This is a genomic window from Methylobacterium sp. V23, from assembly GCF_002917135.1.
Taxonomy (GTDB): Bacteria; Pseudomonadota; Alphaproteobacteria; order Rhizobiales; family Beijerinckiaceae; genus Methylobacterium.
In genome coordinates this window covers 112,559-139,245 of the sequence record NZ_PDHT01000003.1, presented here as the reverse complement: position 1 = coordinate 139,245, position 26,687 = coordinate 112,559, and the positions used below count along the sequence as shown (strand labels likewise).

The 26,687-nt window shown below is 69.9% G+C and carries 27 protein-coding genes; 12 read left to right on the top strand and 15 right to left on the bottom strand.

Going from position 1 to position 26,687, the window contains the following annotated elements; translation table 11 throughout:
* Positions 1-92: 92 nt before the first annotated feature.
* The 3 genes from upp (at position 93) to CRT23_RS05145 (ending at position 2,255) form a co-directional block, all read left to right on the top strand.
* The gene (gene upp, locus CRT23_RS05155; RefSeq protein ID WP_055951992.1) at positions 93-734 is read left to right on the top strand and encodes a uracil phosphoribosyltransferase; all 642 of its coding nucleotides are present in this window, start codon (positions 93-95) and stop codon (positions 732-734) included.
* 76 nt (positions 735-810) lie between these two features.
* Positions 811-1,821, top strand: a complete 1,011-nt coding sequence (locus CRT23_RS05150; protein ID WP_055951995.1) for an NAD(P)H-quinone oxidoreductase — start codon at positions 811-813, stop codon at positions 1,819-1,821.
* Between the two features lie 131 nt (positions 1,822-1,952).
* The gene (locus CRT23_RS05145; protein WP_055951998.1) at positions 1,953-2,255 is read left to right on the top strand and encodes a hypothetical protein; all 303 of its coding nucleotides are present in this window, start codon (positions 1,953-1,955) and stop codon (positions 2,253-2,255) included.
* Positions 2,256-2,281: 26 nt separating this feature from the next.
* Here CRT23_RS05145 and CRT23_RS05140 read toward each other — a convergent pair whose 3' ends face one another.
* From CRT23_RS05140 to CRT23_RS05105, 8 genes are all read right to left on the bottom strand, one after another.
* A complete protein-coding gene (locus tag CRT23_RS05140; RefSeq protein WP_103708926.1) occupies positions 2,282-3,163 on the bottom strand; it encodes a 3-hydroxybutyryl-CoA dehydrogenase in 882 nt (293 codons plus the stop codon).
* A gap of 187 nt (positions 3,164-3,350) precedes the next feature.
* On the bottom strand, positions 3,351-4,298 hold the full coding sequence (locus CRT23_RS05135) for an FAD-binding protein (protein WP_103708862.1): 948 nt from the start codon (positions 4,296-4,298) through the stop codon (positions 3,351-3,353).
* Between the two features lie 101 nt (positions 4,299-4,399).
* The gene (locus CRT23_RS05130; RefSeq protein ID WP_103708861.1) at positions 4,400-5,149 is read right to left on the bottom strand and encodes an electron transfer flavoprotein subunit beta/FixA family protein; all 750 of its coding nucleotides are present in this window, start codon (positions 5,147-5,149) and stop codon (positions 4,400-4,402) included.
* Positions 5,150-5,389: 240 nt separating this feature from the next.
* Positions 5,390-5,962 carry a cob(I)yrinic acid a,c-diamide adenosyltransferase gene (locus CRT23_RS05125; protein WP_103708860.1) on the bottom strand — a complete coding sequence of 191 codons (573 nt, stop codon included), beginning with the start codon at positions 5,960-5,962 and terminating at the stop codon, positions 5,390-5,392.
* Between the two features lie 163 nt (positions 5,963-6,125).
* Positions 6,126-6,740, bottom strand: a complete 615-nt coding sequence (locus CRT23_RS05120) for an acyloxyacyl hydrolase (RefSeq protein ID WP_055952005.1) — start codon at positions 6,738-6,740, stop codon at positions 6,126-6,128.
* A 141-nt stretch (positions 6,741-6,881) separates the two neighbouring features.
* On the bottom strand, positions 6,882-8,174 hold the full coding sequence (locus tag CRT23_RS05115) for an MFS transporter (protein ID WP_103708859.1): 1,293 nt from the start codon (positions 8,172-8,174) through the stop codon (positions 6,882-6,884).
* 10 nt (positions 8,175-8,184) lie between these two features.
* Positions 8,185-8,370, bottom strand: coding sequence for a twin transmembrane helix small protein (locus CRT23_RS05110; protein WP_055953661.1), 186 nt, complete (start codon positions 8,368-8,370; stop codon positions 8,185-8,187).
* A 93-nt stretch (positions 8,371-8,463) separates the two neighbouring features.
* Complete coding sequence (locus CRT23_RS05105; protein WP_103708858.1) at positions 8,464-11,091, bottom strand: TIGR02302 family protein; 2,628 nt, start codon at positions 11,089-11,091, stop codon at positions 8,464-8,466.
* Positions 11,092-11,289: 198 nt separating this feature from the next.
* On the opposite strand from CRT23_RS05105, the gene CRT23_RS05100 reads away from it, so the two are divergent.
* Complete coding sequence (locus CRT23_RS05100) at positions 11,290-11,805, top strand: DUF533 domain-containing protein (protein ID WP_103708857.1); 516 nt, start codon at positions 11,290-11,292, stop codon at positions 11,803-11,805.
* 3 nt (positions 11,806-11,808) lie between these two features.
* On the opposite strand, the gene lysA is transcribed toward CRT23_RS05100, so the two are convergent.
* The 5 genes from lysA to CRT23_RS05075 all read right to left on the bottom strand — a co-directional run bounded on the left by lysA (position 11,809) and on the right by CRT23_RS05075 (position 15,636).
* Positions 11,809-13,086 carry a diaminopimelate decarboxylase gene (gene lysA / locus CRT23_RS05095; RefSeq protein WP_103708856.1) on the bottom strand — a complete coding sequence of 426 codons (1,278 nt, stop codon included), beginning with the start codon at positions 13,084-13,086 and terminating at the stop codon, positions 11,809-11,811.
* Positions 13,087-13,195: 109 nt separating this feature from the next.
* Entirely contained in the window at positions 13,196-13,549 is a 354-nt protein-coding gene (locus CRT23_RS05090; protein WP_055952018.1) for a hypothetical protein, read from the bottom strand.
* A gap of 102 nt (positions 13,550-13,651) precedes the next feature.
* A complete protein-coding gene (locus tag CRT23_RS05085) occupies positions 13,652-13,948 on the bottom strand; it encodes a hypothetical protein (protein ID WP_055952021.1) in 297 nt (98 codons plus the stop codon).
* Positions 13,949-14,137: 189 nt separating this feature from the next.
* Positions 14,138-14,881 carry a hypothetical protein gene (locus CRT23_RS05080; RefSeq protein ID WP_103708855.1) on the bottom strand — a complete coding sequence of 248 codons (744 nt, stop codon included), beginning with the start codon at positions 14,879-14,881 and terminating at the stop codon, positions 14,138-14,140.
* Between the two features lie 134 nt (positions 14,882-15,015).
* Positions 15,016-15,636: a DUF1134 domain-containing protein gene (locus tag CRT23_RS05075; protein ID WP_103708854.1), complete on the bottom strand. Its 621-nt coding sequence runs from the start codon at positions 15,634-15,636 to the stop codon at positions 15,016-15,018.
* 153 nt (positions 15,637-15,789) lie between these two features.
* Between CRT23_RS05075 and CRT23_RS05070 the strand changes: the two genes are divergently transcribed.
* Positions 15,790-16,272 carry a hypothetical protein gene (locus tag CRT23_RS05070; protein WP_245435972.1) on the top strand — a complete coding sequence of 161 codons (483 nt, stop codon included), beginning with the start codon at positions 15,790-15,792 and terminating at the stop codon, positions 16,270-16,272.
* Positions 16,273-16,285: 13 nt separating this feature from the next.
* Here the strand turns inward: CRT23_RS05070 and CRT23_RS05065 are convergent, their stop codons facing one another.
* Positions 16,286-17,152, bottom strand: a complete 867-nt coding sequence (locus tag CRT23_RS05065; RefSeq protein ID WP_103708853.1) for a 3'(2'),5'-bisphosphate nucleotidase CysQ — start codon at positions 17,150-17,152, stop codon at positions 16,286-16,288.
* Between the two features lie 142 nt (positions 17,153-17,294).
* Here CRT23_RS05065 and CRT23_RS05060 point away from each other — a divergent pair, with 142 nt between their 5' ends.
* The 6 genes from CRT23_RS05060 to CRT23_RS05035 all read left to right on the top strand — a co-directional run bounded on the left by CRT23_RS05060 (position 17,295) and on the right by CRT23_RS05035 (position 23,990).
* The gene (locus CRT23_RS05060; protein WP_055952030.1) at positions 17,295-18,029 is read left to right on the top strand and encodes a histidine phosphotransferase family protein; all 735 of its coding nucleotides are present in this window, start codon (positions 17,295-17,297) and stop codon (positions 18,027-18,029) included.
* 152 nt (positions 18,030-18,181) lie between these two features.
* Positions 18,182-20,881, top strand: a complete 2,700-nt coding sequence (locus CRT23_RS05055) for a hybrid sensor histidine kinase/response regulator (protein WP_103708852.1) — start codon at positions 18,182-18,184, stop codon at positions 20,879-20,881.
* 32 nt (positions 20,882-20,913) lie between these two features.
* Positions 20,914-21,399 carry a chemotaxis protein CheW gene (locus tag CRT23_RS05050; protein WP_103708924.1) on the top strand — a complete coding sequence of 162 codons (486 nt, stop codon included), beginning with the start codon at positions 20,914-20,916 and terminating at the stop codon, positions 21,397-21,399.
* A gap of 25 nt (positions 21,400-21,424) precedes the next feature.
* Positions 21,425-21,808, top strand: coding sequence for a response regulator (locus CRT23_RS05045; protein WP_055952036.1), 384 nt, complete (start codon positions 21,425-21,427; stop codon positions 21,806-21,808).
* Positions 21,809-21,894: 86 nt separating this feature from the next.
* Positions 21,895-23,073 (top strand): chemotaxis response regulator protein-glutamate methylesterase, encoded by a 1,179-nt coding sequence (locus tag CRT23_RS05040; protein ID WP_055952039.1) that lies wholly within the window; start codon positions 21,895-21,897, stop codon positions 23,071-23,073.
* On the top strand, positions 23,070-23,990 hold the full coding sequence (locus tag CRT23_RS05035) for a protein-glutamate O-methyltransferase CheR (protein ID WP_103708851.1): 921 nt from the start codon (positions 23,070-23,072) through the stop codon (positions 23,988-23,990). The genes CRT23_RS05040 and CRT23_RS05035 overlap by 4 nt, the downstream gene beginning before the upstream one ends.
* A gap of 175 nt (positions 23,991-24,165) precedes the next feature.
* Here the strand turns inward: CRT23_RS05035 and CRT23_RS05030 are convergent, their stop codons facing one another.
* Positions 24,166-24,867 carry a response regulator transcription factor CtrA gene (locus tag CRT23_RS05030; RefSeq protein ID WP_019903129.1) on the bottom strand — a complete coding sequence of 234 codons (702 nt, stop codon included), beginning with the start codon at positions 24,865-24,867 and terminating at the stop codon, positions 24,166-24,168.
* A gap of 421 nt (positions 24,868-25,288) precedes the next feature.
* Between CRT23_RS05030 and fliI the strand changes: the two genes are divergently transcribed.
* A complete protein-coding gene (fliI, locus tag CRT23_RS05025) occupies positions 25,289-26,644 on the top strand; it encodes a flagellar protein export ATPase FliI (RefSeq protein WP_103708850.1) in 1,356 nt (451 codons plus the stop codon).
* The last annotated feature ends 43 nt before the right edge of the window (positions 26,645-26,687 follow it).

The following is a 26,687-nucleotide window of genomic DNA, read 5'->3' as shown; positions in this document are numbered from 1 at the left end:
CGGTCTCGGTCTTGCCTGGGTCTCCCCCGCGCCGTCGATCAGACCTCGGCCCAGGAATTTGGCAGCAGACCCCGGCCCATGGAGTTCCAGCGATGCAGGCAGCCGCCGCGACCGTCCGGGTGGTCGACCACCCCCTCGTCCAGCACAAGCTGACCCTGCTGCGCCAGCGCGAGCGCTCGACCAAGGGCTTCCGCCAGATCCTCAACGAGATCGGCATGCTGCTGGCCTACGAGGTCACCCGCGACCTGCCCCTGGAAACCGTGACGATCGAGACGCCGATCCAGTCGATGGAGGCGCCGCAGATCGCCGGCAAGAAGCTGGTCCTGGCACCGATCCTGCGCGCCGGTGTCGGCTTCCTCGACGGCATGCTGTCCCTGGTGCCGTCCGCCCGCGTGGCGCATGTCGGGCTCTACCGTGATCCCGAGACCCTGGAAGCGGTGGAATACTACTTCAAGGCGCCCTCGGACCTGGTCGACCGCACGGTCCTGGTACTCGATCCGATGCTGGCGACCGCGAACTCGGCGGTGGCGGCGATCAACCTGCTGAAGCAGCGCGGCGCGCAGGACCTGCGCTTCGTCTGCCTGCTCGCCGCGCCGGAGGGCATCGCCCGGCTCCAGGCCGCCCACCCGGACGTGCCGGTCTGGACCGCGGCCATCGACAGCCATCTCAACGACCACGGCTATATCGTCCCGGGCCTCGGCGATGCCGGCGACCGAATGTACGGCACCCGCTGAGGCAGCGCCCGGGCGGCGCGACCTTGCCAAGCACCGTCCGGGCGGCACATGACGGGGCTTCCAGGAGGAGACCCCGATGACAGCCAGCCTGCCCGAGACCATGCGACAGATCCGCTTCAAGGGCGCCGGCGGGCCGGACGTGCTGGCCCTGGAGACGGTGCCCCTGCCGCAGCCCGGGCCCGGTCAGGTGCTCATCGAAGTGGTCGCCGCCGGGATCAACCGGCCGGACATCCAGCAGCGCGAGGGTAAGTACCCGCCGCCGAAGGGGGCCACCGAGATCCCCGGCCTCGAGGTCGCCGGCCGCATCGTCGCCCTGGGTGAGGGCGTCTCCGGCGTCGCGATCGGCGACGCGGTCTGTGCCCTGGTGATCAGCGGCGGCTATGCCGAGTTCGCCGTGGCCGAGATCGGCCAGTGCCTGCCGAAGCCGTCGTCGCTTTCTCTGATCGAGGCCGGCGGCCTGCCGGAGAACTACTTCACCGTCTACAGCACGGTGATCGAGCGTGGGCGCCTCAAGCCCGGCGAGTCGTTCCTCGTCCATGGCGGATCGAGCGGCATCGGCTCGACCGCGATCCAGATCGCCAAGCATCACGGCGCGCGGGTCTTCGCCACCGCCGGTTCGGCCGAGAAGTGCGCCTTCTGCCGCGACCTCGGCGCCGAGGCGGCAATCAACTACCGCGAAGCCGACTTCGCCGAGGAGGTGAAGCGGCTCACCGACGGCAACGGCGTCGACGTCATCCTCGACATGGTCGGGGCGCCTTACCTCGCCAAGAACCTTTCGGCCCTGGCGATCGAGGGGCGCCTCGTGCAGATCGCCTTCATGCAGGGCTACAAGGTCGATGCCTTCAGCATGACCCCGATCATGATGAAGCGCCTCACCTTTACCGGCGCGACGCTTCGGGCGCGTCCGAAGGCCGAGAAGGCGGCGATCGCCGAAGGCCTGGCCCGGGATGTCTGGCCGCTGCTGGAGGCCGGGACGATCCGCCCGATCATCCACGCCACCTTCCCGCTGGAAGAGGCCCGTCAGGCGCACGAATTGATGGAATCGAGCGCCCATCTCGGCAAGATCATGCTGGTCACCGGCCGCTAGGCCGAACCTCTGCGGGAACTCCGCTCTCGACCCTCGCGTTTCAGACCCGAGCAGGAAGCACGAGCCGAATTCATGGGAATCGGTGCTCGGGTCGAAACATCGGTCTTCAGGACCGTTCAAGCGAGGATCGCATGGCAGAGAAACTACACGGTCAGGAAGCCCGGCAGGGCAATCGCGGCAAGCCGGTGCTCTACGTGCTCGTGGCCAGCCTCGTGCTGCTCGCGATCGCCATCACCGGCCTGATGACCTGGCAGGGCGCGAATTCGCCCAAAGACTATGCCAGCCAGAGCCAGGACGCCTCCCGCCAGGAGGTGACGGGCTCCGTGAAGGGGTCGTCCAACGCCACCTCGTCGTCGAACACCGGTTCGGTGCCGGCCGCGAACCCGGCTTATCCGAGCCCGGCCCAGCCGGCCGCGAACGGCAACAAGCAGTAACAGCGAATTGCCCGTGCCGGTCCGCTTCAGCGGGTCGGCACGGGCGTCTCGCCGCGATAATCGTAGAACCCGCGCTTGGACTTGCGTCCGAGCCAGCCGGCCTCGACGTATTTCACGAGCAGCGGACAGGGCCGGTACTTCGAATCGGCCAGCCCCTCGTAGAGCACCTGCATCACCGACAGGCAGGTATCGAGGCCGATGAAGTCGGCGAGCTGCAGCGGACCCATGGGGTGGTTCGCGCCGAGACGCATCGCCGTATCGATCGACTCCACCGAACCGACGCCCTCATAGAGCGTGTAGATCGCCTCGTTGATCATCGGCAACAGGATACGGTTGACGATGAAGGCCGGAAAATCCTCCGACATCGTCGATGTCTTGCCGAGCTTGGCGATGAAGGCCTTGGCCGATTCGTAGGTCGGATCTTCCGTGGCGATGCCGCGGATGAGCTCGACGAGCTGCATCACCGGCACGGGATTCATGAAGTGGATGCCGATGAAGCGCTCCGGTCGGTCCGTCGAGGCGGCGAGGCGCGTGATCGAGATCGACGAGGTGTTGGTGGCGATCAGCGCGTCGGGCTTCAGCGAGGCGCACAGCGTGCTGAAGATCTGGCGCTTGGTCGATTCGTCCTCGGTGGCCGCCTCGATGACGAGATCGCAGGGCGCGAGGTCGTCGAAGCTCTCCGCCGCCACGATCCGGGACACTGCGCTGCGGCGCTGATCGTCCGCGATGGTGCCCTTGGCCACCTGCCGCGCGAGATTGCCGTCGACGGTGGCGAGGCCGTTGTGAATGCGGGTTGGGTCGCGGTCGTTCAGGCGGACGTCGAGCCCCGCCATCGCGCAGACATGTGCGATGCCGCTGCCCATCTGCCCGGCGCCGATGATGCCGACCGTCCTGATATCGATGCCCATCGTCTGCACTCGCACCCCTGGAGCGTCCCGCCGTGACGATCCGGGCCCCGCCCGGCCGCCGGGGGCGCCCGCCTCGCTTATAACGTTTCGCGGTCGCAGCGTCCTAGAGCATTTCCACGCTGGGAGGCCATCCGTCCCGGTCGGCCGATCCGCGCCTCGCGCACCGGCCGTCCGTGACCGCTCGGTCTCAGCCCTTCGCTTTGGCGATCTCGGACTGCAGCTCGGGAACGATCTGGAACAGATCGCCCACGAGGCCGTAATCCGCCACCTGGAAGATCGGCGCGTCCTCGTCCTTGTTGATGGCGACGATGACCTTCGAGTCCTTCATGCCGGCGAGATGCTGGATCGCGCCCGAGATGCCGACGGCGACGTAGAGGTCCGGTGCCACGACCTTGCCGGTCTGGCCGACCTGCCAGTCATTGGGGGCATAGCCCGCATCGACGGCGGCGCGTGAGGCGCCCACGGCAGCGCCGAGCGTATCGGCCAGGGGCTCGATCAGCTCCTTGAACTTGTCCGAGGAGCCGAGCGACCGGCCGCCGGAGACGATGATCTTGGCGGCGGCCAGCTCGGGACGGTCGGACTTGGCGATCTCCTCGCCCTTGAAGCTCGATTTGCCCGAAGAGGCAGCCGTCTGCACCGACTCGATCGCCGCGGCCGCGCCACCCTCGCCGGCGGGCTTGAAGGCCGCCATGCGGACGGTGATCACCTTCTTGCCCGCACCCGCCTGCACGGTTTGGATCGCGTTGCCGGCGTAGATCGGGCGCTCGAAGGTGTCGGGCGAGACCACGCTGATGATGTCGGAGATCTGAGCGACGTCGAGGAGGGCGGCCACCCGCGGCAGCACGTTCTTGCCGGTGGTGGAGGCCGCTGCGACGAGGTTGTCGTAGGGCTCTGCCAGGGAGACGACGAGCGCGGCAGTCGGCTCGGCGAGGAGGTGATCGTAGGCCGCGTCCTCGGCCAGCAGTACCTTCTCGACGCCGTCGAGCTTGGCCGCGGCCTCGGCGGCGGGGCGGCTGCCGGCACCTGCCACGAGGGCGTGCACGGATCCGCCCAGGGCGACGGCGGCCGTCAGCGCCTTCAGGCTCGCGTCGCGGACCGCGCCGTTGTCGTGCTCGATGAGGAGTAGGGTGGCCATGGTGTGCGAACCTCGAAATCGATCAGCAGGAGGGTCCCGGACCCCGTCTCACCCGCCGCGTCGACGCGGCGGGCTCTTGAAGCCATCGGCTGGGCGGCGTCTCAGAGGACCCCGGCCTCGCCCTTCAGCTTCTGCACGAGTTCGGCCGGGGATCCGACCTTGATGCCGGCCTTGCGCCCGGCGGGCTCGACGGTCTTGAGCACGGTGACCCGCGGGGTCACGTCGACGCCGAGCGCATCGGGGGCCAGCTCCTCGAGAGGCTTCTTCTTGGCCTTCATGATGTTGGGCAGCGAGGCGTAGCGCGGCTCGTTGAGACGCAGGTCCGTGGTGACGATGGCCGGCAGGGTCAGGCTCACGGTCTGGAGGCCGCCGTCGATCTCGCGCGTGACGTCGATCGAGCCTTCGCCGAACTCCAGCTTGAAGGCGAAGGTGCCCTGGGGCCAGTCGAGCAGGGCCGCCAGCATCTGGCCGGTCTGATTCGAATCGTCGTCGATGGCCTGCTTGCCGAGGATGACGAGGCCGGGGGCCTCCTTCTCGACCAGGGCCTTCAGGATCTTGGCCACCGCCAGCGGCTCGACCACGCCGTCGGTCTTCACCAGGATCGCCCGGTCGGCGCCCATGGCGAGGGCGGTGCGAAGGGTCTCCTGCGCCTGCTGCGGACCGATGGAGACGGCGACGATCTCGCTGACCTTGCCCTTCTCCTTCAGGCGAATCGCTTCTTCGACGGCAATCTCGTCGAAGGGATTCATCGACATCTTGACGTTGGCGAGGTCCACGCCCGAACCGTCGGCCTTGACCCGGATCTTGACGTTGTAGTCGACGACCCGCTTGACGGGCACCAGAACCTTCATGGCGTTCACAATCCTCCGCGCGGATAATATTTTTCGACCAGGCCGGCGCGGCGCGCAAAGGAACTCCGGGACACCCGGAGGTCCAGAACCCTGGTCATTGAGGCGGCGGACCGTAACGGCCTCATTTCCGCCTTGTCAACGCGCCCCGCAGCCGCCTGTCCGGGCGGGGGTCTTCGCAGACCGACGACCGGCCGCGTGGGTTCGGGTTCGCAGCCCGGTGGTATTCCGAATGCCTGCGCCTCAGCGGTTTTGACCCGGTACCCAGAGCACGTCGTCGGCGCCGTTCGCATTGGCGGTCCGGCTCGCCACGAACAGGAAATCGGACAGCCGGTTGAGGTATTGGAGTGCCTCGGGCGAGACGATCTCGCCCTCGGTGGCGGCCAGGGCCACCGCCAGCCGCTCGGCCCGCCGGCAGATCGTGCGGGCGAGGTGGAGGGCGGCCGAGGCCGGCGAGCCCCCGGGCAGCACGAAGGACTTCAAGGGCGAGAGGTGGGCGTTCAGCGCGTCGATGTCGCGCTCGACCCGCTGCACCTGGGCGGCCACGATCCGCAGCGGCTCGTATTTCGGCGGCTCGGCGCTTTCCGGGGTCGCGAGGTCGGCGCCGAGGTCGAACAGGTCGTTCTGAATCGCGCCCAGCATCGCGTCGAGGCGCGAGTCCGCATGCAGCCGCACGAGCCCGATGCACGCATTGGTCTCGTCGACGGTGCCGTAGGTCTCGATCCGCAGATCCGCCTTGGAGCGCCGTTCGCCGCTCGCCAGGGCGGTCGATCCCTTGTCGCCGGTGCGGGTGTAGATGCGGTTGAGGGTAACCACGATGGCGTCCGATCCTGAGCGGGGCCGGCAAGAAACGCCGGCAGGAGCGGGAACCTAGCGCAGTTTGCCGCCGCTGGGAGTCGCGGAATCGGAACGCGAAGGGCCGGCCCCGCATCGGCGGAACCGGCCCTCGAAGCTCACACGAAAGGCGAGCGCAGCGAACTCAGAAGGTGTAGCCGAGCTTGCCGCCGAAATTGGTCAGGCCGCGGTTGTTCGCGCAGAGGCCCGCATTCGACATGTGCTCGACGGTGGCCATGACGCTCCAGTGCTCGGTGAGCCGGAAGCCGAGGGCGGCCGCCTCGCGGAACAGCGGATTGCAGCCCAGCGTGTTGAACCCGGCCGGCGCCGTCGGCTTCGGCCCGGTGTAGCCGTTATGGGCGCCGGCGCCGAAGAAGCCCTCGAGGAAGACGATGTTGTTCAGGGTCTGCGGGAAGAGGTCCACGGTCCAGGTCGCGCCGATATAGGCGTAGCTGGTGCGGCCCCCAAAGTTGTAGCTGCCGCCGACGGTGGCCCGGGGCACGAAGGCCTGCCAGAAGGGATCGACGCTCACCAGCGGCTTGGAGAAGAGAATTTCGCCGTTGATGTTGCTGGTGTTGTGCTCGGCGCTGCCGGGATCCTGCACGGCGCCGCCGATGCGGACCTCCGAGACGATGCTCAGGGGCTTCACCGGGCTGACATAGGCGGCCGGCGGCGCGGACGGGAAGTCGGCGGCCTGGACCGGCATGGCCGTGGCGAGCACGACGGCGGCGGCAGCAAGGCGAAGCGAGGTGGACTGCATCGAGATGGTTCCGGTTTGACCGGGCATGTCTAGCAGGCCGCTCGCGGCATCGGCAGGCGTCGGAGGCCTCGCGACAGCGATAGCTGTGCGGTGAGACCTCCTGGCCACACTCGCCGGCCGCACCTGCCCCGTTGGCGCTGCTCAGGCTGCCGGCGCGGGCGCCGTCGCACCGGTGTCGCCCTGCCGATGCCAGACATACCAAGCCAGGAGCGCGACCGGCACGCCGATGAGCGAGGTCGCCACGAAGAACCAGGCGAAGCCGGTCGACTCGATCACGAATCCGGACGCCCCCGCCAGCAGGCTGCCGGGGAGGGCGCAGAGGGAGGTCAGGAGGGCGTACTGGCTCGCCGCGTGCTCGGTGGCCACGAGGGTGGACATGAAGGTGATCAGCACGATCGAGGCGATCGCGTAGGCGAAGCTGTCGATGCTCACCGCGATGGCGAAGGTCCAGAAGGCGTTTCCGCCGTCTCCGCCGTGCAGCGCCAGGTAGGCGAGGCTGAGATGCGAGGCCGAACCGAACACCGTGCCGGCGAGCAGGCTCGCCATCATGCCGATCCGCGGGACCACGTAACCGGCCAGGACGGTGCCCGCGAGGGCGACGCCGAAGCCGAACAGCTTCGTCACCGTGGCGATGTCGGTGTTCGAGTAGTGCAGGCTCTTGAACAGCGGCATCGCCATGGCGCTGGCGACGTAGCCGGGCATGCGGAAGCCGGCCACCAGCAGAAGGATCGGGATCGCCAGGGGCCCGAGGCGGCGGACCAGGTCCCGGATCGGTGCCACGATGGTCTCGACGAAGCCGGGATGGTCGTGGGACGCGGTCCGGTCTGAATCCGGCTCCGGCGCGAGGAGGGCGGCGATCACCCCCGGCGCCATCGCGACCACCATGCAGAGGTAGGCCGCCCGCCAGCCATAGGCATCGGCGAGGTAGAGCGCGCCGGCGCCGGCCACGAGCGTCCCGATGCGCCAGCCGATCTCGGCCCAGGACGACATCAGCGCCTGGCGCTCCGCCGGCGCCACGGTGATGCGCCAGCCGTCGATGACCACGTCCTGGGTCGCCCCGGCGAATCCGAGCGCGAGGGAGAACGCGATGGTCCAGGCGAGCCAGTGCCCGGGATCGCCGAAGGCGACGCCGGCGAGCGCCAGCATCACACCGAGCTGCGAAACGATGATCCAGCCCCGGCGCCGGCCGACCAGGCGGCTGATCAGGGGCGCGTCGTAGCGGTCGAGGAAGGGGGCCCAGAGAAACTTGAATTTATACGCGAGGGTCAGCTCGCTCATCAGTCCAAGGATGCCGATCGGCACCTTGGCCTCCGACAGCCACGCCGATTGCGTGACGTAGACGAGGAGGAAGGGAATCCCGGAGCTGAAGCCGAGCCCCAGCATCGCGGCGATGCGCCGGTCGAGGACCGACCTCAGGAACGCAGCGGCGCCCATCGACCCGGGATCAGGCCGAGCGCCACCAGACCACGCCCATGATGAAGATGATCGCCACGAACTGCAGCAGCACGCGCAGGCGCATGAGCTTCTGCGAGAGGTTGGCGCTGCCCCCGCGCATCATGTTGAACAGGCCCAGGAACAGGACCACCGCCACCGCGACGCAGGCGAGGAGCACGAGAGAGTTGGAGGAGATCACGGCGTCAGGTCTCGTGGCTGTCGGGTCGGAAATCGTCACCCCTCATATGGGCTCCTCCGGTGGAGGAGCCCAGGGGGGCAGGTCGGTGCGTCAGTTGCGGCGCAGGAGGCGCTCGAAGTAGTCGAGCTCCTCGCGCGGGCGGCTCGGGTCGCCGAGCTTGCGCCGCAGCTCCTCCATGATGCGTCGGGTGCGCTGCACGGCGGATTCGTCGGCCGTCGGCACCCGGGCATTGCCGTTGGTCATGTCGCGGCCCTTGGTCGGGCGGCCCAGGGGATCGTCGTCGCGGTTGCCGGCCTGGCCCTGCTGGCTCGGCTTCTCGCCTCCCTCGCCCTCGCCTTTTCCTTCGCCCTCACCCTCGCCCTCGGCCATTTCCTGCATCTGCTTCTGCATGCCTTCGGCGCCCCGCTTGAGGCCGTCCAGGGCCCGACCCTGGGCGTCGACCGCCTCGCCGTCCTTGCCCTGGCCGAGGGCCCCCTCGGCCTCGCGCATCGCCTCCTCGGCGTCCGACAGGCCTTCCTCGCCCTGCATGCCGAGGTCCTTCATGCCGCGCTGCAGGTTCTCCAGGCGCTCGCGGAGGGCCTGCTGGCGCTGGCCGGCGCCGCCCTTCTGGCCCTCGCCCTTCTGACCCTGCTCACCCTTGCCCTGCTGCCCTTGTCCCGGCTGGCCTCTCTGGCCTTCGCCCTGCTGGCCGGGCTGACCGCGCTGCGGGCGCTGGCCGCGCGGACCCTGGCCCTGCTGGCCGCGCTTGTCCTGCCCGTCCTTGAAGGTCTCGTCGCGCAGGTCCTGCTGCTCGCGGGAGAGCTTGTCGAGCTCATCGGCCTGCTTGCTCATCTCGCGACTGTTGGGATCGGACTTGCCGCCGGGCTCCGCGGTCTGGAGATTCTCGAGGATCTCGCGGAGCTGGTCGAGGAGGCGCTGGGCCTCGGCCGTGTCACCGCGCTTCATGGCCTCGGCCATGTCGTTCAGCATCTTGTTGAGGTCGTCCGGCGTCACCGTCTTGGCGTTCGCGTTCGGCGGGCTCTTCTCGGCCTGGGGCTTCCCGTCCTTGCGCTGGCGCTCGGCCATGCCCTTCATGAACTTGTCGAGGGCCTGTTTCAGGTCCTCCGTCAGCTTCTTGATCTCCTCGTCCGGCGCATTGCGCTCGATGGCCTGCTTGAGGTTGTCCTGGGCGGAGCGAAGGCTCTTCTCGGCATCCGAGAGGTCGCCGTCCTCGATCTTCAGGGCCATCTCCCAGAGGAGGTCGGCGACCTCCATCAGCGCCGCGTCGCTCCGCGCGGCCTTCAGGCGCCGCGAGGCGGCCTTGAGCCCGAGGAAGATGCTGGCCTGCGGCGTGAAGGTGTCGGGCGCGATGAGGAGCGCGTCGAGGGCGGTCTGGACCCGGCCGCGGCTGTCGTCGGGCGCGGTGATCAGGCGCCGGCGTTCCTCGGCCAGCGCGCGCGCCAGCGGCTGGGTGAAGACCCGCGCCGGCAGCGTCACCTCGGCGGTGGCGGTACGTCCCTCCTGCCCGGCGTCGTCCTTCACCACCAGGGTCAGGCGCACCCGGGCGCCGGACCACGGATTGTCGGTGAGGTCGACCAGGGTCTTGGTGTCGTGCTCGCCGGTGGCATCCGCCGGCAGGGCCAGGGAGATCCGCGGGGGCGGCACCAGCGCGCGGGCATGGGCCAGGGGCTCCACCACACCCTCGGCCGACGCGATGCCGTAATCGTCCTTGGCGCGGTAGGTCAGGTTGAAGGTCCCGCGGGCATTCACCTCGAGGGCGTCGATACGCTCCACCTCGGGCGCCGTGTCGGGGATGGTCTCGACCAGGAGATGCTGCGTCGTGCCACCCGCCGTCACGGTCAGGTCGGCGACGCCGCCGGTCAGCTGGAACCGGTCCTCGCGCAGGTCCGCATGGGGCGGCTTGCCGGGCAGGGCTTTCAAGCCGGCATTCGGCGTCAGGACGGCGTCGCCCTGGCCGGCGATCCGAACGATCAGGGTTGCGTTGACGGGCGCGCGCAGGCGCTGCTGCTCGCCGTTCATCGTGACGACCAGGGGCGGCAGCCGGGTGTAGAGGGGCGGATCGATCCAGCCGTCGACGCGGAAGGTCGGGCCGGGCGGGGGCGGCGCCTGCCAGTCGAAGGCGCCGAGGATGCGGGAACGCCATTCCGCGCCGGCCACGAACAGGCTGGCCACGGCCGCGACGATCAGCCCGGCCCGCAGCGCGAAGGGATCGCGCCGCGCCATGGCGGGCCGGGGCGGCGGGGGCTTCAGCCCGGCCACGGCCTCGGCCGCGCGGGCCTGATGCAGCGCCCAGAGCGCCCGCGTCGCAGGGTCGGCGGTGCCGACCGCGAGGGTATCCTCGATGGAGGAGGCGGGATTGTGGGACAGCGTCCCGCCCTTGGCGGCGGCCGCGCGATCGATCCGCGCCAGGGCCTCGCGCCGGGTGTCGCGCCGCAGGCGGGCCAGCGGCAGGAGCGCGGCGACCAGCGCCAAGGCGAAGAGCAGGAGGCCGGCGACGCGGCCGAGCGGCGGCAGGTCGAGCCAGAGCCCAAGCCAGGACAGGGCGAGGAACGCCAGGATCAGCCCGAGGCCGCGCCACAGGATCGGCCAGGCGCGCTCCCAGAGGCCGGCCGCCTGCGAGCGGGCGACCAGTCGGTCGAGCCGCCGGCTCAGCACAGCACCGCCGGTGCCCCGCTCTGGCCCGTTGCTCGTGGAGGTCGCCGGGTCGGCCTCGCCCATCGTGTCTGGCTCCTCGCGCGTCGCATCGGCGTCGCGCCTCCCCGCAAGGCTAGCATGGTGGGGGCGCCAGGCGACGGGGTCAAATCATCCCAGGCCCGAATCCCTCTCCGGTCCGGCGACGTCCGGTCCATGATCTGAACCCGCCGCGTCCCTCGCGTGTTGCAGCCTCACGTTCAGCGCGTTGGAAGGAAGTCCGCCATGGTCGATGTGAAGCCCCTCGTCGATGCCCTCGTGCGCACGCGCCGCGGCCCGCTCGCCGCCGGTGCAGCCCTCGGCGGCCTCGCCCTGGTGGCGGGCCTCGCCGCCCGGGCCCTGCGCGGGCCCATCACGCCCGAGAGCGCCCCGGCGCCCACCGCGCCCGTCGTGAACGAGGACGAAGCCAGGCTCATGCTGCGCGCCATGGTGGCCGCGACCCTGGCCGACGGGATGATCGACAAGGACGAGCGCCAACGTCTCGACGCTGCGGTTCAGGCCTCCGGCCTCGCCAAGGACGGCGCGGCCTGGCTGGAGGCGGAGATCGCCGATCCGGTCGATCTCGACACCATCACGGATGCGGTGAACACGCCCGAGCAGGCGACGCGGATCTACTCCGCGGTGCGGCTCTCCGTCCTGGCGGACACGCTGCAGGAGCGCGAGTTCCTCAAGCGTCTCGCCGAGGCCCTGGACGTTCCGGGCGAGGCGGTCGCGCGCATCGAGGGCGAACTCGCCGCCTGAGGGTCAGCCCTGCGGGCTGAGCCAGTCGGGCATCCGGTCGAGGGCGATCAGGTCCTCGTAGCTCTGGCGCGGACGTACGATGGCGGCCTCGCCGCCGCGCACCAGCACCTCCGGCACGAGGAGGCGGGAATTGTAGGTCCCCGCCTGGACAGCGCCGTAGGCGCCGGCGCTCATCACCGCGATGAGGTCGCCCGGGGCGACCTCCGGCATCTCCCGGGCGAGCGCGATGTAGTCGCCGCTCTCGCAGACCGGTCCAACCACGTCGGCGACGAGGCGCGGCGTCTCGGTCGTGGGTTCCTTCACGGGCCGCAGGCCATGGTAGGCGTCGTACAGGGTCGGGCGGATCAGGTCGTTCATCGCCGCATCGACGATGACGAAGGTCCGGCCCTCGGTGCGCTTCACGTAGATCACGCGGGTCACCAGGATGCCGGCGTTGCCGGCGATCATCCGGCCGATCTCGAAGACCGGACGCAGGCCGAGCGGCGCGAAGTGCGGGCGCAGGATCGCCGACAGGGCCGCCGGCTCCGGCGGCGGCGCGTTGTCGTCGCGGTAGGGGATGCCGAGGCCCCCGCCGAAATCGATGTGGTGGAGCGGATGCCCCTCCGCCATGAGCTCGCGGGCCAACCCGGCTAGGAGGCCGGCGGCGTGGTCGAAGGGGGCCAGATCGGTGATCTGGCTGCCGATATGCATGTCGACGCCGGAGATCGCGAGGCCCGGCAGCGTTGCCGCCTGGGCGTAGACGGCCCGGGCCCGGCCGATCGGGATCCCGAACTTGTTCTCGGACTTGCCGGTCGAGATCTTGGCGTGCGTGCCGGCATCGACGTCCGGATTGACCCGGATGGAGATCGGCGCCGTCAGCCCGAGGCTGGTCGCTACGGCGGAGAGTTGGGCCAGCTCCGGCTCGCTCTCGACGTTGAAGCAGAAGATGCCGGCCTTCAGGGCCGCCGCCATCTCCGCCTGCGTCTTGCCGACGCCCGAGAAGACGATGCGCTGCGGATCGACGCCCGCCGCTAGCGCCCGGCGCAACTCACCCTCGGAGACGATATCCATGCCGGCGCCGAGGCGGGCCAGGGTCGCCAGCACCGCTTGGTTCGAGTTCGCCTTCATGGCAAAGCACACGAGGGCGTCGTCCTCGCCGAAAGCCTTGGCAAAGACCTCGTAGTGGCGTTCCAGCGTGGCGGTCGCGTAGCAGTAGAACGGCGTTCCCACCGTCTCGGCGAGCGCGGTCAGGTCGACATCCTCGGCCCGGAGACGACCGTCGCGATAGTGGAAGTGATGCATCGGTCTGCCTGCGGGCATCCCGCCCGGGGATTTCGGGCCTGCGCGCGGCGCGTCCGGGCGGGCGCACCTTCCTGCACGAGGCCGGGGAGAGGGCTGTGATGACCCGCTTCTATAGCAGCGGATCGAGCAGGAAAGGCTCCTTGGGCACGACGTAGCCGCGCTTGGCGCCGCGGGTGGTCTTCACCGGCGCCTCGGCACCCGAGCCCGGCACCGCCAGGGTGTCGAGTTCGTCCCCGGCCCGGACCGCGTCCGGCTCAGGGGTCGCCGCGCCGCCGCCGAGGCCGACGCTCTGGGGCAGCGCACGCGGACTCGCGACGCCGGGCAGACCGGGGCGCGCCACCGAGCGCGCCGCGGCCGTGCCGGGCGGCGGCTCGAGGGCGCCACGCCGGCCACAGGCCGAAGCGGACAGCGCGATCAGGCCGATCGCGGCGATCGTCGACAGGGGGCGGGCAGGGAAGAACATCAACGCTTGCGATCCGGAACGCGATGGCGGGCAGCATAGCCGTTGCGGCTCGGCGATGCGAGCGAAACGGCTACGCTGTCCCGCGCGGCGTCGGGTTGGGCCTCAGCCCTTCTTCTTGCCGTCCGTCTTCTGGTAGACGTCGATGGCGCGACGGCAGTTCTCCGAGAGCTTGGTCCAGTTGGTCTGGAAGCACTTGTCGAGGGCCGGATCATCGGTGGCGAGATTGCCGCAATAGGTCAGGTAGTCGCCGGTGCAGTACTTCTTCAGGGTCTCGTTCCCGCGCTTCGTCTGAGGGGCGGTCGCGGCCCCTTGCGGCTGGGCCGCCGGCTGGGCGATCGCCGGGGCGATCGAGGCCGTGGCAGCGAGGAGGAAGGCAAGCGACGTGAGCTTAAGGGCCATAGGGGGCGCGGTCCGTCTCAAGAAACAGGGGAATGGGCGATCCGATGAAGCGCCGAGATGGTCGAAACATGGCGCGCGGATGGTCGCCGCGTGGTCAGGCCGCTTTCTACGCCGCGTTTTCCCGTCCGTGCAACGTCCGCGGCGTTTTCCGGCGCACATGACGCGCCGGGTTCGACCCCCGCACCGCGTTCAATTGGAGCGGGCCGGAATCGTGAATGCCGCGGCGGGCGGAAGCCGGTCGCGCTGCATCAGGCTGTCGGCCACATCGGAGATCCGGCGGCGCAGATCGGCGGCCTCGCCCTCGCGGCGCGCCATCACCTCGGCCAGGGCGTCCTCGGCCGCCGTGAGGCTGGCCCGCAGGGTCTCGCGCTCGGCGACCAGGGTCGCGGTCAGGTCGGGGACCTCGGAATGGGGCGCGGCGGGAAGGCTGGCGGCATCCGCCGGGGCAGGGGCGGACCGGGCCGCGATCAGGTCGTCGAGCACCTCCTGATGCGCCTGCTCGAGCACCTGCAGCGTGGCGAGGCCCAGCGCGGTGTCCTGTCGGGCCGCTTCCAGGTCGCGCTCCACGTCGCTGAGGGTGGCGCGGGTCGCGGCCAGGACCGCTTCGCGCTCGCTCAGCGTGGCGTCGCGCGCCTCGATCGTGCGCGTGAGGGCGGCGGCCTCCATGGTCCGGGTGCCGATGGCGGAGAGATCGGCGTGGCGATGGGCCTGAACCGCCTCGACCTTCCGCTCCAGACGCCGCTGGGCCACGGCGAACTGCGCGCGCAGGTAATCCTTCTCGGCGGCGACTTCCGAGATCGAGAGGGGCAGGCGGGCCGCGATGCGGCGCTCCGACAAGCGGGCGGCCCGGGCGTTCACGGCCGGCAGAAGCAACAGGGCGCACAGGCTCGCGGCCAGGAAGCCGAGCGCGAAGATCATCACGGTTTCGATCACGCGGAAACGCTCGCTCAACACGCCGTGGACGACAATGACGACGGACCTGGCCGTCGACCCTCGTCGGCTTGTTTAGCCCATGTCCCCCCGGGATGGGCAAGACGCCCGGGGACACACCCCGGCCGCCTCGCGAATCAGAAGGGATTCCAGGTCGGCTTCGCCGTGAACTTGAGATAGCCGATATTGATGCCGAGGCGCGCGCCGACCCCGGTACGGATCGGTACCACGACGATGTCGTCGGCGGTCACCGCCGTCATCCCGAAGCCGCCGACCAGGTAGGCCGAACCGTCGACGCCGCCGAAGCGGCGATAGAGGCCCGACACGGCGGGCAGGTTGTAGACCAGCATCATCGTGCGGTCGCCGTCGCCGCCGACGTCGAAGCCGATGGAGGGGCCCTGCCAATAGACCCGGCGCTGCCCGGCATTGCGGGTGTAGAGCGTCCCCTCGCCGTAGCGAACGCCGCCCACGATGGCGCCGGACGCTTCCTGGCCGAGAATGTAGCCGTTGGGCTCACCCCAGCGCCGGGTCGCTTCCTCCACCAGCTGGGCGAGGCCGCGGGACATCGAGCCGAAGAAGCGGTGGCCGTTGTCGACCAGCTCCTCGGGACGGAACTTGCCGGGCGCCCCGTCGCTCACCGCGAGGGCGCGGGACGAGACGCCGAGGAGGAGGGCGCCTGCCAACGCGCCGACGACGCTGCGCCGGGTCGCGGGCTCATGCAATGGACGGGCGCGGAGGGCCCGATGGTTCGACGTCATGCCTCGTCCCTCCTGTCTGCCGACACCCACCCGAGGGCGCTATCATCTTGCTAACCGAGACCGCGCTATGGACCGGGCTGTCATCCTAGAGACCGTTCCGGCCGGGGCCGGTGCGTCTCGATACGCGGCGATCATGATGCGAAACAAAGCAACATGTGGTTAACGCGCCGTCACCTGCTTCGCGTCGCCGCGGCCGGCGGGCTGCACGCCACCTGCGCGGGCGCCGCGACCCTGCCGCGGCTGCCCGGGGGCCGGATCGCCCTCGCGGGGTTCGACGCCGTCAGCTACTTCCTCGACGGTCCCGAGGCGGGCCGACCGGCCTACGAGTTCCTCTGGGACAGGCGGACGTGGCGCTTCGCGCGCGCCGCGAACCGGGAAGCCTTTCGCGAAGACCCGGCCGCCTACGCGCCCCGCCTCGGCGGCTTCGATCCGGTCGGCGTCCTCGCGGGCCGCCTCGTAGACAGCGATCCCCTGGTCTATGCCCGCCTGCCGGGCCCGGACGGGACGGACCGGCTCTACCTCTGCCGCAGCGACGCGCACCGGCTGCGCCTCGTCGCCGAGCCGCACCTCGCCGCGGAGGCGGAACTGATTTGGCCGACGCTGAAGGATCAGATCGAGCGGAATTTCCCCGACTGACCGCGCCCGGCGGTCAGATCCGGCGCTCGTCCTGCGGCGCGTGCCGCTCGGCGGGGCGCGTGGAGGGACTGCGCTCGGGCAGGACGAGGTTGGCCGCATAGCTCGCGTCACCGAGGGCGGCGAAGGGGCCGTTGCGGTAGTTCCGGGTGTAATGGCCGTAGGTCATCGGCCGGCCGGCGGGCGCCACGACGCAGCCGCCCGCCACGGTGAGGATGTGGTCGCCGGCGGCCGTATCCCATTCCATGGTCGGGCCGCAGCGCACGTAGATGTCGGCCTCGCCGGCGGCGATGAGGCAAAACTTCAGGGCCGAGGCCGCCGAGCGGGTCGCTCCGACCCGGAGCGCGCCGAGACAGGCCTCGGTCTCGGTGTCGCCGTGCCGGTTGCTGCGCAGGGCCACCAGCCCCTGGTCCGGCCTCGGGCGCACCGCGATCGGCAGGCGCTCGCCGAGATGTCCGTCCCGGATCTCCGCCTCGTAAGCCTGCCCGCCCGCACCCCAGACCCGGTTGAGGCCGGGGGCGGCCAGGGCCGCTGCGATCGGGCGGTCACCCGCGATCAGGCCGATATTGACGCTGTATTCCGCGTTGCCGGCAAGGAAGTCCCGGGTACCGTCGAGGGGATCGACCAGGAAGAAGAGTGGCGCCGGCGGCTGGTCGTAGGACGATTCCTCGGCGATCACGGGAATGCCCGGCCAGTATCGGGCCAGTTCCGCCAGGATGAAGTCCTCGGATTCGGCATCCGCCTGACTTGCCGGCGAGCCGTCGGGCTTGAGCACGTGCGGACAGTCGCCCCCGTGATGCCGCTTCAGGATCTCGCCCGCCCGGCAGGCAATTTCCATCAAGGTAGCCGCAATACGGTCGCGCGTCGGCGCATCGATCGACATGATGGGCACTATGATGCCCGCGCCACCGGCCCTTGTCGACCCGGATCGCGAACGGCCCGGGTGCTTTTCAAAGCTTCCGGCGCCGTCTATCGGTGCCGTTCACGACCGGACGCGGCCCCGAAACGCCTGCGCGGAGCGCACCATGACCCCCCTCAATCTCGACGCCCTCGATCTGTCCGCCCTCCTGTGCTCACGGGTCTGCCACGACGTGATCAGCCCCGTCGGCGCCATCGTGAACGGACTGGAGGTCCTGGAGGATGAGAGCGACACCTCCATGCGCGAATTCGCCCTGGAGCTGATCGCCAAGAGCGCGCGCCAGGCCTCGGCCCGCCTGCAATTCGCCCGCATCGCCTTCGGCGCCGCCGGCTCGGCGGGTGCGTCCATCGACCTCGCCGACGCCGAGAAGGTGTCGCGCGGGATGTTCGTCGACGACAAGACGCAGCTCGCCTGGAGCGCACCGCAGGCGCTCTACCCGAAGAACAAGGTCAAGCTCCTGCTCAACCTCGTGATGATCGCCCAGAGCGCGATCCCGCGCGGCGGTCTCATCGACGTGGTGGTGCAGGGCGACGGCGAGGCGCCGAGCCTCGTGCTCAAGAGCAAGGGCTCGCACGCCCGCATCCCGGCCCACGTGGAAGATATGATCGCCGGGACGCCCGAGAACGGCACCGTGGACGCGCACGGCATCCTGCCGTTCTATGCCGGCCTCGTCGCCCGCGCGGCGGCGATGGACGTGCGCTTCGCGATCGAGGGCGACACCGTCACCATCACGGCGACCCCGACGGCCGCCGCGATCCCGGAGGCGCCGGCCCAGGCGCCCGCGGAGCCGGAGGCCGATCGTCCGTCGGATTCGGAGCCGCCGGAGACGGCGCTGGCCTGAACCGAGCCACGTTTCGGCTCATCGACGGGAGATCGACGAATATTGTCGCGATCTCCCGCTTTATCGTCCGCGGTGAAACCCTTCCCTAACCGGTGAGGGGGCAAAGTCCGTCCTGCACAGACTGTAGTGCGCGTATGGACTGAGTACCCGTCATGGACGACTTGTTGCGTGAGTTCCTGACCGAGAGTGCCGAGCACCTCGACACGGTCGATGCCGAGCTCGTCCGGTTCGAACAGGATCCGAACAATCAGACGATCCTGCGGAACATCTTCCGCCTCGTCCACACCATCAAGGGCACCTGCGGGTTCCTCGGCCTTCCGCGCCTGGAAGCCCTGGCGCACGCCGCTGAGACCCTGATGGGTCAGTTCCGCGACGGCATGCCGGTCACCGGCCCCGCGGTCAGCCTCATCCTCGTCACCCTGGACCGCCTCAAGGCGATCCTGGGCGACCTCGAGGCCACCGGCTCCGAGCCGGCCGGCAGCGACGATGATCTCATCGGCGCCCTGGAGGAGATGGCCTCCGCCCCGATCGCCCCCGCCCCCGCGCCCGTCGCGGACATCAAGCTGCCCGATCCGGTCGTGCGCGAACTGAAGCCCGGCGAAGTCACCCTTGAGGATCTCGAGCGCGCCTTCATGGAAGCCGAGGGTCCCGATCCGTTCGACGTCGCTCCCGCTCCCGCGTCGGAGCCGGTCGCCGCCGCGGCACCCGAGCCGGTGCGCGAGGCGCCCGCCCCGATGCCCGTGAAGGCCCACGAGGCACCCGCGAAATCCGCCGATGCGCCTGCCGCCCCCGAGGGCGAGGGCGGCATCGCGAAGGTCCAGACCATTCGCGTCAACGTCGACACCCTCGAACACCTGATGACGATGGTGTCCGAGCTGGTGCTGACCCGCAACCAGCTCCTCGAGATCGCCCGCCGGCACGACGACTCGACCTACAAGGTTCCGCTCCAGCGCCTCAGCCACGTGACGGCCGAGCTGCAGGAAGGCGTCATGAAGACGCGCATGCAGCCCATCGGCAACGCCTGGCAGAAGCTGCCGCGCGTGGTGCGCGACCTGTCGTCGGAACTCGGCAAGCAGATCGAGCTCGTGATGAGCGGCGCCGAGACCGAGCTCGACCGCCAGGTCCTCGAGGTCATCAAGGACCCGCTCACCCACATGGTGCGCAACTCGGCCGATCACGGCATCGAGTCGGCCGCCGACCGCAAGGCCTCCGGCAAGCCGCTGCGCGGCACGATCCGCCTCTCCGCCTACCACGAGGGCGGCACGATCACGATCGAGATCGCCGATGACGGCAAGGGCCTCGATCTGGCCGCCATCCGCCGCAAGGCCGTCGAGCGCAAGATCGCGAGCCAGGCCGAGGTCGAGCGGATGACCGACGCCCAGGTGGCGAAGTTCATCTTCCATCCGGGCTTCTCGACCGCCGCCGCCATCACCTCGGTCTCCGGCCGCGGCGTCGGCATGGACGTGGTCAAGACCAACATCGAGCTCATCGGCGGTGTCATCGACATCAACACGCAGCTCGGCCGCGGCACCACCTTCACCATCAAGATCCCGCTCACCCTGGCGATCATCGCCGCCCTCATCGTCAAGGCCGGCGAGCAGCGCTTCGCGGTGCCGCAGGTGGCGGTGCTCGAACTGGTGCGGGTCGACAAGGCGACGGCGCAGAAGGTGGAGCGCATCAACGGCTCCCCGGTGCTGCGCCTGCGCGAGCGCCTCCTGCCGATCGTCACCCTCACGGGCGTGCTCGGCCAGGACCAGGCCGCCGATGCCGTCGATTCCGGCTTCGTGGTGGTCGCCCAGGTCGGCCGCCAGCGCTTCGGCATCCTCGTCGACGAGGTCTTCCACACGGAGGAGATCGTCGTGAAACCGATGTCCTCCAAGCTGCGCCACCTGCCGCTCTTCGCCGGCAACACCATCCTGGGCGACGGCGCCGTGGTGCTGATCGTCGATCCGAACGGCATCGCCCAGCAGGTCAGCCAGGGCTCGCAGTCCGGCGCCATCCCGGTCGAGGCCGAGGTCGAGGAGGTCGAGGCGGCTGACGCCAAGGCGACGCTCCTCGTCTTCAAGGGCGGTGCCGGCAGCTACAAGGCGGTGCCACTCTCCCTGGTCACCCGCCTGGAGGAGATCGAATCGGCCAAGGTCGAGTGGGTCGGCGGCCGTCCGCTGATCCAGTACCGCGGCCGCCTGATGCCGCTGGTCCCCGCCGATCCGTCGATCAAGATCCGCACTTCCGGCACCCAGGCCCTGGTGGTGTTCTCCGACGGCGAGCGCGCCATGGGCCTCGTGGTCGACGAGATCGTCGACATCGTCGAGGAGCGCCTCGACGTCGAGATCTCCGCCGACCGTTCGGACCTCATCGGCTCCGCCGTCCTGCGTGGCCGCGCCACCGAGATCATCAACATCGCCCACTTCCTGCCGCTCGCCTACGACGACTGGGCGCGGGGCCCCAAGAAGACGGTCAAGCGCAGCTCGACGCTCCTCCTGGTCGACGACTCGGCCTTCTTCCGCGAGATGCTGAGCCCGGTCCTGAAGGCCGCCGGCTACAGCGTGATCACCGCGGCCAGCGCCGATGAGGCGGTGGCGACCCTGCTCTCCAACGGCCGGATCGACGTGGTGGTGTGCGACCTCGAGATGCCCGGCCGCAACGGCTTCGACCTCGTGGGCGCCATGCGCAAGGTGGAAGGCCGCGTCGCCGGGCTTCCCGTCATCGGCCTCTCCGGCACCATCGGGGCCGAGGCCATCGAGCGGGCGCGGACGCTCGGGATCGCCGACCTCGTGGCGAAGTTCGACCGCAGCGGCCTGATCTCGGCCCTGGCCGAGCTCGACGTCGCCAGCCTCGCCGTCGCCGCCTGACCGGCCCGCCCCCTTCGGAGTCCACGCCCATGATGCAGGCCGCCAACACCAACGCCGCGGAAACCGTCGGCACCCACGACTTCGTCACCGTGTTCGTCGGTGAGACCATGTTCGGTCTCGCCATCGACCGGGTCCACGATGTCTTCATCCCCGCCGGCGTGACGCCGGTGCCGCTCGCCCCGCCGGAGATCGTCGGGCTGCTCAACCTGCGCGGTCGCGTCGTCACCGCCCTGTGCCTGCGCCGCCGCCTCAGCATGGCGCCCCGCACCGGGGACAGCGCCCAGATGGCGATCGGCCTGGAACAGGGTGGCGAGACCTTCGCCCTCATCGTCGACGGCGTCGGCGAGGTGCTCAAGCTCGGGACCGAGACCCACGAGCCGGTGCCGATCAACCTCGATGCCCGCTGGCGCGACCTCACCCTCGGTGTCCATCGCCTCGACGGCCGCCTCCTCGTCATCCTCGACGTCGATGCGCTCCTCGCCTTCGGGACGAACGCCCGCACCGCCGGCGCGGCCTGAGCCCCATCGCAAGGAGAAGGGTCCGATGAAAACCTGCCTCATCGTCGACGACTCCGCCGTCATCCGAAAGGTGGCGCGCCGCATCTTCGAGACCATGAACTTCGAGGTCGGCGAGGCCGAGGACGGCGAGAAGGCCCTCAGCGCCTGCGGCAAGACCATGCCGGACGCGATCCTGCTGGACTGGAACATGCCGACCATGGACGGCTACGACTTCCTGCGCGCCCTGCGGAAGTCCCCGGGCGGCGAGAAGCCCAAGGTCCTGTTCTGCACCACGGAGAACGACGTCGGCGCCATCGCCCGCGCCCTCCATGCGGGCGCCGACGAGTACATCATGAAACCCTTCGACCGCGACATCGTCACGGCGAAGCTCGCGCAAGTCGGCTTCGCCACCGAAGCCGACGCGGCCTGACGCGGACCTGGACCGGGCATCACCGCCCCGTCCGGGGCCAGTTCCTCCCCCGACCGTTCCTCCGCGTCGCTCACAGCGTGAAACCCATGATGGCCGCCACCGCACCGACCTTCGCGTCGACCCATGCCGCGCCGCCGCCGCTCGCGGGGCAGCGGGTCCGGGTCCTGATCGCAGACGATTCGGCGGTGGTGCGCGGGCTGGTCGCCCGCTGGATCGGCGAGGCCGGTTACGAGGTCGTCGCCACGGCGGCCAACGGCCGGATCGCCCTTGAGGCGATGTCGCGCCACGACCCCGACGTCATCCTCCTCGACATCGACATGCCGGAACTCGACGGCACCCAGGCCCTGCCGCTGCTGCTCGCCAAGAGCCCCGGCGTCCAGGTCATCATGATGTCGACCCTGACCACCCGCAACGCCGACATCTCCCTGCGCTGCCTAGCCCTCGGGGCCGTCGACTACATCCCCAAGCCCGAGAGCAACCGGGGCGTGACCACCTCGGACGCCTTCCGGACCGACCTGATCGAGCGGGTGCGCATCTTCGGCTCCGCCCGCGCCCGCAAGCGCGGCGCCTCCGGCGCCCCGATCCCCGTCTCGCCCGGAATGCCGGCGCCCGCGCCGGTCTCGGCCCTGCGCCCAACCGCGCCCCTGGTGCTGCGGCCGAAGGCCCGCACCGGCGTCGCGCCCCGCGTCCTGCTCATCGGCGCCTCTACCGGCGGCCCCCGCGCCGTGGGCGAGGTCCTGGAGAAGATCGGCAGCGCCACGCTGCGGCAGTTTCCGGTCCTCATCGTGCAGCACATGCCGCCGGTCTTCACCGCGGTCTTCGCCGAGCATCTCGGCGTCCGCACCGGCCTGCCGGCCGCCGAGGGCAAGGCCGACGAGCGCCTGCAGCCCGGCCGGATCTACGTGGCGCCGGGTGGGCGCCACATGGGCCTCGGCGGAAGCCGCCAGGACGTGACCATCCGCCTGCATGACGGACCGGTGGTGAATTTCTGCCGTCCCGCCGTCGACGTGCTGTTCCAGGATGCCGCCGCGATCTTCGGTGCCGCAGCCCTGGCCGTCGTCCTCACCGGCATGGGCTCGGACGGAACCGGCGGGGCCCGGGCGCTCACGGAGGCCGGGGCGGCGGTACTCGCCCAGGACGAGGCCACCAGCACCGTCTGGGGCATGCCCGGCAGCATCGCGAAGGCGGGACTCGCCCAGGCGATCCTGCCCCTCGGCGAGATCGGACCGGCGTTGCGCAATCTTCTGACGGGGCAGGGCGCATGACCGACGTCGAATTCGATTTCCTGCGCGCCTACCTGAAGACCCGCTCCGGTCTCGCGCTCAGCGGCGAGAAGCGGTACCTGGTGGAGAGCCGCCTCGGACCGATCTGCCGGCGCTTCAACCTCGCCGATCTCGGGGCGCTGGTGACGGCCCTGAAGGGCGGCCGCGACCTCGCCATGGAGCGGGCGGTGGTCGAGGCGATGACCACCAACGAGACCTTCTTCTTCCGCGACCGCACGCCGTTCGACCTATTCCGCGACGTGCTGCTCCCGGAAGCCATGGCCCGCCGGGCGGCGCAGCGCCGCCTGCGGATCTGGTGCGCTGCCGCCTCCACCGGCCAGGAACCCTATTCCCTGGCGATGATGCTGCAGGACGCCGCCCCGCGACTCTCCGGCTGGACCGTCGACATCATCGGCACCGACCTGTCGACCGAGGTGCTGGAAAAGGCCAAGGCGGGGCTCTACAGCCACTTTGAGGTCCAGCGCGGCTTGCCCGTGCAGTCGCTGATCAAGCACTTCGAGCAGGTCGGCGAGCAGTGGCGCATCTCCGCCAGCCTGCGGCAGATGGTGGATTACCGCCCGCTCAACCTGCTGCAGCCGTTCGATTCGCTGGGCACGTTCGACATCATCTACTGCCGCAACGTGCTGATCTATTTCGATGCGCCGACCAAGGGCGACGTGCTGGCCCGCCTCAGCAACAGCCTGGCGGCCGACGGCGCGCTGCTCCTGGGGGCCGCCGAGACGGTGATCGGCCTGACCGAGAAACTCGTGCCGAACACCAAGCACCGGGGCCTGTACAACCAGGCCGGCGCAGCCCTCGCACCGCAAGCCCGGCCGCTGCCGGTGCTCACCCCGGCCGCCGTGGCGATCGCGCCGGCAGCAGCCGTCGCCCCGGCGATGCGCCGGGTGGTCGGCCTCTGACCGGCCTCCGCGGATCTCGATGACGGCGCGTGGCGCGGGCGAAAGTCCGCGCCCTTGTCTTTGGGCGGTCGACGCCGCGCGGGGGAGGGGGCGCCGGGATCACAGGACCGCGGTATCCCGCACAAACAAAAAAGGCCCCGCTCGCGCGGGGCCGTTTCGTCGTCCGACCGGAGGTTCAGACGGCGATCCGCTCTTCGCCCTCGTTGGGCTCGCGCAGCACGTAGCCGCGGCCCCAGACGGTCTCGATGTAGTTCTTGCCCGAGGAGGCGTTGGCGAGCTTCTTGCGCAGCTTGCAGATGAAGACGTCGATGATCTTCAGCTCGGGCTCGTCCATGCCGCCGTAGAGATGGTTCAGGAACATCTCCTTGGTCAGTGTCGTGCCCTTCCGCAGCGAGAGGAGTTCCAGCATCTGGTACTCCTTGCCGGTCAGGTGCACGCGGCTGCCGGAGACCTCGACCGTCTTCTGGTCGAGGTTCACGATCAGGTCGCCGGTGGTGATCACCGACTGGGCGTGACCCTTCGAGCGGCGGACGATCGCGTGGATGCGGGCGACGAGCTCGTCCTTGTGGAAGGGCTTGGTGAGGTAGTCGTCGGCGCCGAAGCCGAGACCCTTCACCTTGTCCTCGATGCCGGCCATGCCGGACAGGATCAGGATCGGGGTCTTCACCTTGGCGACGCGGAGATTCCGCAGCACCTCGTAGCCCGACATGTCGGGCAGGTTCAGGTCGAGCAGGATGATGTCGTAGTCGTAGAGTTTGCCGAGATCGATCCCCTCCTCACCGAGATCGGTGGTGTAGGTGTTGAAGCTCTCGGACTTGAGCATCAGTTCGATGCTCTGCGCGGTCGCGCTGTCGTCCTCGATCAGAAGTACCCGCATCGTCGGTCCCCAGCCCAGCCGGCCGTGTGCAGCGTATGGGCAAGCCCCCGCCGTCCGCTCGCCACCGGCCCGTGGCGAACGCTCATTCGTCAATGACGTGAAACGCTATTCGTTAATCGTTAACAAACCCTGTTTCACGGACGCAAGCACCCAATTGGATCTCCGGTCCGGCCACGCTTCGAACCGTTGACGGTCTGTTCTCGTTCGACCGCCTCCAGGCGCAATGCGAAACTTTCTCAGGGTTCCCTAAGTGCCTTGCCCGCTTGGACTTGTTGCGCGCTGTCTCTTCCGAACAACGACACCGGAATGTCATCGACCGGACGGAAATTTTTTACGACCCGGACCGAACCGGCGGCGCGCTACAACCCCGATGCACACAGTGTTAAGGAGGGAGGTAAACGAATGGTTGAGAGACGCATCGATGACCGATCGCAGTCCTAGCGTCGGACGCTTGCGCCTGGCTGACGCGCGCAGTGCCCTCGCGGGAATCCAGGTCCTGGAGACCTACGGACGGGTCGTGGCGATTCGCGGCCTGCTGATCGAGGTGGCGGGTCCGGTGGCGGCCATGCGCCTCGGCGGACGGCTCGACATCGCGGTCGAGAACGGCCTCGGCGCCGTGCCCTGCGAGATCATCGGCTTCCAGGGCGACCGCGCCCTGGCCATGCCCTTCGGCTCCCTCGAGGGGGTGCGGCGCGGCTGTCCGGCCCTGGTGCGGGACGAGGCCGCGGGCGCGGTGCGTCCCTCCGCGGCCTGGCTCGGCCGGACGATCGATGCCCTCGGCCGGCCCATCGACGGCCTGGGGCCGCTGCCCCCCGGGCCGGCGATCTATCCCCTGCGGGCCGATCCGCCCCCGGCCCATGCCCGGCAGCGGGTCGGCCCCCCCCTCGACCTCGGCATCCGCTGCATCAACACCTTCCTGACGATGTGCGCCGGCCAGCGCATGGGCATCTTCGCCGGCTCCGGCGTTGGCAAGTCGGTTCTGCTGTCGATGCTCGCCCGCTACACCGCCGCCGACGTGGCGGTCATCGGCCTCGTGGGCGAGCGCGGACGCGAGGTGCAGGAGTTCCTCCAGGACGACCTCGGCGCCGCTGGCCTCGCCCGGTCGGTGGTGGTGGTGGCCACCTCCGACGAGCCCGCCCTGATGCGCCGCAATGCCGCCTACGTCACCCTGGCGATGGCGGAGTATTTTCGCGACCAGGGCGCGCAGGTCCTGTGCATGATCGATTCGATCACCCGCTTCGCCATGGCCCAGCGCGACATCGGCCTCGCGGCCGGCGAGCCGCCCACCGCCAAGGGCTACACCCCCACCGTCTTCAGCGAATTGCCGCGGCTCCTCGAGCGGGCGGGGCCCGGGACGGGGCAGGGGGCGATCTCCGGCCTGTTCACCGTCCTCGTCGAGGGCGACGACCACAACGAGCCCGTGGCCGACGCGGTCCGGGGCATCCTCGACGGACACATCGTGATGGAGCGCGGCATCGCCGAGCGCGGGCGCTACCCGGCGATCAACGTCCTGCGCTCGGTCTCCCGCACCATGCCCCGCGCCTGCGACCCCGCGCACCTGCCGACGGTGCGGCGGGCCCGGCGCCTGCTCTCCACCTACGCCGACATGGAGGAGCTCATCCGTCTGGGCGCCTACCGGGCCGGCGCCTCGCCGGAAGTGGACGAGGCGATCGCGCTGATGCCCGAAATGGAGGCTTTTCTGGGTCAGGGTAAGGAAGAAGCAACTTCGATCGGCGAGGGTTACCGTCGCCTGGCAGAGATCGTCGGCGCTCCCTGAGGGGACGCCCCGGCTTCCTCTCCCGATGCCGGGCCCGGGGCGC

Coding starts and splice junctions, on each gene's coding strand:
- upp (WP_055951992.1), top strand. CDS start 93: ATGCAGGCAGCCGCCGCGACCGTCCGGGTGGTCGACCACCCCCTCGTC.
- CRT23_RS05150 (WP_055951995.1), top strand. CDS start 811: ATGACAGCCAGCCTGCCCGAGACCATGCGACAGATCCGCTTCAAGGGC.
- CRT23_RS05145 (WP_055951998.1), top strand. CDS start 1,953: ATGGCAGAGAAACTACACGGTCAGGAAGCCCGGCAGGGCAATCGCGGC.
- CRT23_RS05140 (WP_103708926.1), bottom strand. CDS start 3,163: ATGGGCATCGATATCAGGACGGTCGGCATCATCGGCGCCGGGCAGATG.
- CRT23_RS05135 (WP_103708862.1), bottom strand. CDS start 4,298: ATGGCCACCCTACTCCTCATCGAGCACGACAACGGCGCGGTCCGCGAC.
- CRT23_RS05130 (WP_103708861.1), bottom strand. CDS start 5,149: ATGAAGGTTCTGGTGCCCGTCAAGCGGGTCGTCGACTACAACGTCAAG.
- CRT23_RS05120 (WP_055952005.1), bottom strand. CDS start 6,740: ATGCAGTCCACCTCGCTTCGCCTTGCTGCCGCCGCCGTCGTGCTCGCC.
- CRT23_RS05115 (WP_103708859.1), bottom strand. CDS start 8,174: ATGGGCGCCGCTGCGTTCCTGAGGTCGGTCCTCGACCGGCGCATCGCC.
- CRT23_RS05105 (WP_103708858.1), bottom strand. CDS start 11,091: ATGGGCGAGGCCGACCCGGCGACCTCCACGAGCAACGGGCCAGAGCGG.
- CRT23_RS05100 (WP_103708857.1), top strand. CDS start 11,290: ATGGTCGATGTGAAGCCCCTCGTCGATGCCCTCGTGCGCACGCGCCGC.
- lysA (WP_103708856.1), bottom strand. CDS start 13,086: ATGCATCACTTCCACTATCGCGACGGTCGTCTCCGGGCCGAGGATGTC.
- CRT23_RS05090 (WP_055952018.1), bottom strand. CDS start 13,549: ATGTTCTTCCCTGCCCGCCCCCTGTCGACGATCGCCGCGATCGGCCTG.
- CRT23_RS05085 (WP_055952021.1), bottom strand. CDS start 13,948: ATGGCCCTTAAGCTCACGTCGCTTGCCTTCCTCCTCGCTGCCACGGCC.
- CRT23_RS05075 (WP_103708854.1), bottom strand. CDS start 15,636: ATGACGTCGAACCATCGGGCCCTCCGCGCCCGTCCATTGCATGAGCCC.
- CRT23_RS05070 (WP_245435972.1), top strand. CDS start 15,790: ATGTGGTTAACGCGCCGTCACCTGCTTCGCGTCGCCGCGGCCGGCGGG.
- CRT23_RS05065 (WP_103708853.1), bottom strand. CDS start 17,152: ATGTCGATCGATGCGCCGACGCGCGACCGTATTGCGGCTACCTTGATG.
- CRT23_RS05060 (WP_055952030.1), top strand. CDS start 17,295: ATGACCCCCCTCAATCTCGACGCCCTCGATCTGTCCGCCCTCCTGTGC.
- CRT23_RS05055 (WP_103708852.1), top strand. CDS start 18,182: ATGGACGACTTGTTGCGTGAGTTCCTGACCGAGAGTGCCGAGCACCTC.
- CRT23_RS05050 (WP_103708924.1), top strand. CDS start 20,914: ATGCAGGCCGCCAACACCAACGCCGCGGAAACCGTCGGCACCCACGAC.
- CRT23_RS05045 (WP_055952036.1), top strand. CDS start 21,425: ATGAAAACCTGCCTCATCGTCGACGACTCCGCCGTCATCCGAAAGGTG.
- CRT23_RS05040 (WP_055952039.1), top strand. CDS start 21,895: ATGATGGCCGCCACCGCACCGACCTTCGCGTCGACCCATGCCGCGCCG.
- CRT23_RS05035 (WP_103708851.1), top strand. CDS start 23,070: ATGACCGACGTCGAATTCGATTTCCTGCGCGCCTACCTGAAGACCCGC.
- CRT23_RS05030 (WP_019903129.1), bottom strand. CDS start 24,867: ATGCGGGTACTTCTGATCGAGGACGACAGCGCGACCGCGCAGAGCATC.
- fliI (WP_103708850.1), top strand. CDS start 25,289: ATGACCGATCGCAGTCCTAGCGTCGGACGCTTGCGCCTGGCTGACGCG.